Source organism: Streptomyces odonnellii (genome assembly GCF_000981895.1).
In the GTDB taxonomy this organism is placed as follows: domain Bacteria; phylum Actinomycetota; class Actinomycetes; order Streptomycetales; family Streptomycetaceae; genus Streptomyces; species Streptomyces odonnellii.
Map to the genome: position 1 here is coordinate 1 of NZ_LATD01000585.1, position 4080 is coordinate 4080.

General features: G+C 72.4%; 3 protein-coding genes. All 3 read right to left on the reverse strand.

Translation table 11 applies throughout. The annotated features are described in order from the left end of the window. Window positions 1–119 precede the first annotated feature (119 nt). The 3 genes from WH07_RS35350 to WH07_RS35360 all read right to left on the reverse strand — a co-directional run bounded on the left by WH07_RS35350 (window position 120) and on the right by WH07_RS35360 (window position 3922). Complete coding sequence (locus WH07_RS35350; protein ID WP_232789176.1) at window positions 120–2576, reverse strand: DEAD/DEAH box helicase; 2457 nt, start codon at window positions 2574–2576, stop codon at window positions 120–122. 204 nt (window positions 2577–2780) lie between these two features. Continuing rightward, window positions 2781–3419 carry a hypothetical protein gene (locus WH07_RS39285; protein ID WP_046509275.1) on the reverse strand — a complete coding sequence of 213 codons (639 nt, stop codon included), beginning with the start codon at window positions 3417–3419 and terminating at the stop codon, window positions 2781–2783. A 161-nt stretch (window positions 3420–3580) separates the two neighbouring features. Further along, window positions 3581–3922, reverse strand: coding sequence for a hypothetical protein (locus WH07_RS35360; RefSeq protein ID WP_046509277.1), 342 nt, complete (start codon window positions 3920–3922; stop codon window positions 3581–3583). Between the last annotated feature and the right edge of the window lie 158 nt (window positions 3923–4080).

Genomic DNA, 4080 nt, shown 5'->3' on the forward strand with positions numbered 1-4080 from the left:
TCACCCGATGTGGGGGACGCCGCAGGGCCCGTGGTTCACCTTGGTGGTGGGCCACGGGCCCTGGTGGGGCATCAGATCGGGTGACGCCGACGGTCAGCCGATGCGATCAGCCCTAGCGGTCAGCCGTTGCGCTTCCAGCGCGGCTTGTCGTCGCGGCGGCCGAAGGAGCCGGTGCCGGTGCCGGTGGAGCCGCCACGGTGGTCGTCACGGCGGGTCGACGGGCGGTCGTGGGCGCTGGGGCCGCTGGAGCGGAAGCCGCCGCCGGCCGGGCGGTCGTCGCGGCGGTCGCGGTTGAACGGGCGGTCGCTGGGCGCCCGGTGGTCGCGGCGCTCGATCGGACGGCCACCACGGTCGTCTCGCTCGAAGGAACGCCCGCCCCGGTCGTCACGGCGCTCGCCGCCCCTGTCGTCCCGGCGGTCGTTACGGTCGCGGCCGAAGCCGCCCCGCTCGGCACCCCGGTCGTCACGGCGCTGGAAGCCACCGCGGTCCGAACCCCGGTCGTCCCGGCGCTGGAAACCGCCACGGTCACCCCGGTCGCCACGGTCACCCCGGTCACCCCGGTCGTCCCGGCGGTCGTCGCGGCGCTGGAAACCACCACGGTCACCACCGCGCTCCTCACGCCGCTGGAAACCACCGCGGTCGCCACCCCGGTCGCCACCACGCTCGTCCCTGCGCTGGAACCCGCCCCGCTCGCCGCTCCCGCCGTCACGCGGCGTGTATCCCCGCGCCCCGCCTCGCCCGCTGCGCTCGCCCCGGTCGTCGCGGCGGCCGAAGTTGCCGCGCTCGTCCCGGCCGTCCCTGCGCTCCTCGCGCTGCGCCGGTACGGCGGCGGCAGCCGCGGCGGCCGCCGCTTCCTCCAGCGCGCGCTCGGCCTCGGCGGCCACCTCGGCCACCGCCGCCTCCGGGTCCTCGCCCCGCTCGCGCGCCGCGCGGGCGACCAGCCGGTCGGCCTCCTCGCGGAGTTCAACGGCCCGGCGCTGCACGCGCTCAAGCTGCTTGGTCAGTTCGGAGACCTCGCGCTCGGCCTGCTTCGCCGCGTTGTTCGCGGAGTCGGCCTGGACCTCCGTGAGCGACCGCGCGCCGGTGATCTCGGCGACCTCCGGGTCGAACGCGCCCGCTCCCCCGACCATGTGGCGCGACGCGTCCACGCCCGCGTCCTCCATCAGCCGGAAGATCTGCCTCCGCTGGTGCGGCAGCGCCAGCGAGACGACGACCCCGGACTTGCCGGCCCGCGCCGTACGCCCCGAACGGTGCAGATAGTCCTTGTGGTCCCCGGCCGGGTCCACGTTCAGTACGAGATCGATGCCGTCCACATGGATACCGCGGGCGGCGACATCGGTGGCGACCAGGGCGCTGACGTAACCGTCCTTGAAGTCCGCCAGCGTCCGGGTCCGCGCGCCCTGCGTCATACCGCCGTGCAGCGCGTCGGCCTTCACGCCCGACTCCCGCAACTGCTCCGCGATACGGTCCGCGCCGAGCTGCGTCCGTACGAAGATGATCGTGCGGCCCTTGCGCGCCGCGATCGCCGCCGTCACCGGGGCCTTGTCCTTCGGCTTCACCACGAGGACGTGGTGCGTCATGGTCGTGACATTGCCCTGGGCGCTGTCGACCTCATGGCTGACCGGGTTGGTCAGATAACGCTTGACCAGCGTGCTGATCTCGTTCTCCATGGTGGCGGAGAAGAGCATCCGCTGACCGCCCACGGGCACCAGGTCGAGCAGCTCCGTGACCTCGGGCAGGAAGCCAAGGTCGGACATCTGGTCGGCCTCGTCGAGGATCGCGATCTGCACCTTGTCGAGGGAGCAGGCACCGCGGTTGATGATGTCGCGCAGCCGCCCGGGGGTGGCGACGAGGATGTCGACGCCGCGCTCCAGGGCGTAGATCTGGTTGCCCATCGACGTACCGCCGCAGACGACCTTCATCTTCAGGCCGAGCACATCGCCGTACGGCTGGAGCGCGTCCGCGACCTGCATCGCCAGCTCACGGGTCGGGGTGAGGATGATCCCGCGGGGCTTCTTCTTCTCGGTGTGGCCGCCGGCCAGGGTGGCGAGCAGCGGCAGCCCGAAGGAGAGGGTCTTGCCGGAACCGGTACGGCCACGGCCCAGGATGTCCTTGCCCGCCAGGGCGTCCGGGATGGTCGCGGCCTGGATCGGGAAGGGTGCGGTGACACCGTTCTGTGCGAGCTTGCGGACGATGCCCTCGGGCAGGCCCAGGTCGCCGAAGGTCAGCCCCGGTGTGACGGAGGTCTCGGAGTCGTCGGAGGCCCCAGGAGTGTCCTCGTCCACAGGAGCCGCAGACACCGCAGGGGACACAGGAGCCGCAGCGAGCGCAGAAGACGCAGGCACCGCGGAAGACGCAGGAGGCACAGGGGCCTCCGGAGCCACGGGGGTCACAAGACCCTCAGGAGCTTCTGATACGTCGTCAGCCCCGGCAGCCTCATCGGCCCCGGCTGACATGGACGGCGCCGCCTCGGAGGCCACAGCGGCCTCCAGGCCCTCGACGGTCTCCACCGGCGCGGTGGAATCGGTGGACTCGTTCTCGGGCATGACAGCGTGGTCAGTACTGGAAATGGACATGCGAAATGCGAAACCTTCCGGAGTCTCGGCACGCGCCCAAACCCCGTGATTCGCAAATCGACCGCCTCGATGCGGTCAGCCACGGCAAGGGAGAGTACGCGCCACATGGCGCTCTTCTGTGTCGGCGCCAGGCAATGATCAAACGATCTACTACCATACGCACCCTCCCCCCTCCAAGGCAAACCGCTTCCACCGCGGCTCCGGTCACACCGGTCCCATCTGCGGTGATGCCGCCGACTCCTTCCGCATACCGTTCCCATCCCCGGATCCGGGGCCCGGCCCGGAGCCCTCTCCCTCCCCCGCCATCTCCCGCGCGGACATCAGGTTCGTACGCATGTCGCCCACCGGCGATCCGGTCGGCGACTCCGGCGGCTTCGACGGCTCCGGTTCGGGCTCCGGGACCGGGTCCGGGCTCTGGGGCACCGGTTGCGTGGCGGACGGCACCGGGCGGGTGGGTTCCTTGGACGGTACGGGCTCGTGCCCGGGCGGCGGGGTCGGCTCCCCGGGCCGGGGCCGCGCCCCCTTCGACGGCTCGGGCGCGGGCTTCGTCGCGGAACTGGCGCTCGGCGACGCGCCCGGACCCGTACCCTTCTCGCCCCCGGCGGCACCCCCCGCGCCGCCCTCGCTCGTACGCCCCTGCCAGGCGCGGGGCGCGCCGGGGCCCGCGCCCGTACCGCCGTCGGGCTCGGCGGCGGAACCCCGGCGGTCCGCGGAGCGCGACGGCGCCGGCTTTCCCTCGTCGTCACCCACGCTCATGCAGCCCGCGGACGCCGCGACCGCCAGCGAGGTGACGATCCCGACCGCGAAACGGCCTGGGACGAACAAGGTAGACAAATGGCGCACGGGCGGCACCTCCGGGGCAGGGGAACGGGCTCCCCACCGAGGGCGAGGAGGGTTTCACTGCTCAACTCCCTTTGCGCCGCCGGGGACACGCCAGGGGCACATTCACGCCCGGCCAGTGGCCCATTCACGCCGCATCCCGCCGCGCAGCACCTCCCCGGCCCTCAGGAGAAGACCACCGACCGCAGCTTGAGGCGGCTGCTCGCCGACCCGCCCGGCCGGAGCGTGTAGTAATCCCCCTTACAGTCGGCGTCCTTGAAGACCGTGGCATAGGACGACGCGCCGTTACGGGGCGAGTGCGCCGGCGGTACGTACTCCCCGGCCGCCTCCGGCAGCGTGACGCACTGCCCGCTCGGCGGGTTCACCAGCATCCCCTTCGTGGGCCGCCCGTCCATCCCCGTGAAGAGATAGCCGAACTCGCCCTCGGCGGCCGACGCGGAACCGGGCACGGAGACGAGCAGCGCGAGAGCGCCCGCGGCGGCGGCCAGGGTGTGACGAAGACGCATGGAATGGAACCCCTCTTTGTTCTGACGCATGGATCGGCCCGACGTACGAATCGACCCGTGCGTCCGGATCGGTCGGCGCACGGATCGGTCCGGGGCACGGATTGTTCTGACGTACGGCCCTACGGGCGTTTCGCCCTCCCGCACGCTGCCCAACCCGC

Coding starts and splice junctions, on each gene's coding strand:
- WH07_RS35360 (WP_046509277.1), bottom strand. CDS start 3,922: ATGCGTCTTCGTCACACCCTGGCCGCCGCCGCGGGCGCTCTCGCGCTG.
- WH07_RS35350 (WP_232789176.1), bottom strand. CDS start 2,576: ATGTCCATTTCCAGTACTGACCACGCTGTCATGCCCGAGAACGAGTCC.